This is a genomic window from Pantoea brenneri, from assembly GCF_038594305.1.
Classification (GTDB): domain Bacteria; phylum Pseudomonadota; class Gammaproteobacteria; order Enterobacterales; family Enterobacteriaceae; genus Pantoea; species Pantoea brenneri.
The window spans coordinates 1-359 of sequence record NZ_JBCGBG010000023.1 but is presented as its reverse complement, the minus strand read 5'-3'; the positions used below and the strand labels follow the sequence as shown (position 1 = coordinate 359).

Sequence of the window (359 nt, the reverse complement as noted above, 5' to 3'; positions counted from 1 at the left end):
TGCCTGGCAGTTCCCTACTCTCGCATGGGGAGACCCCACACTACCATCGGCGCTACGGCGTTTCACTTCTGAGTTCGGCATGGGGTCAGGTGGGACCACCGCGCTACAGCCGCCAGGCAAATTCTTTATTTACCGAACTCATGTCTTAACTGGTGCTGATACCCAGAGTCGAACTGGGGACCTCACCCTTACCAAGGGTGCGCTCTACCAACTGAGCCATATCAGCACACTAAATTTGATGCCTGGCAGTTCCCTACTCTCGCATGGGGAGACCCCACACTACCATCGGCGCTACGGCGTTTCACTTCTGAGTTCGGCATGGGGTCAGGTGGGACCACCGCGCTACAGCCGCCAGGCAA

General features: G+C 57.7%; 1 tRNA gene and 2 rRNA genes. All 3 read right to left on the bottom strand.

What is annotated here, in order from left to right:
• Position 1: 1 nt before the first annotated feature.
• A 5S ribosomal RNA gene (rrf, locus tag AABB92_RS23365) occupies positions 2 to 117 on the bottom strand.
• A gap of 33 nt (positions 118 to 150) precedes the next feature.
• Positions 151 to 226, bottom strand: a tRNA-Thr gene (locus tag AABB92_RS23360).
• 14 nt (positions 227 to 240) lie between these two features.
• Positions 241 to 356 (bottom strand): 5S ribosomal RNA (rrf, locus tag AABB92_RS23355).
• Between the last annotated feature and the right edge of the window lie 3 nt (positions 357 to 359).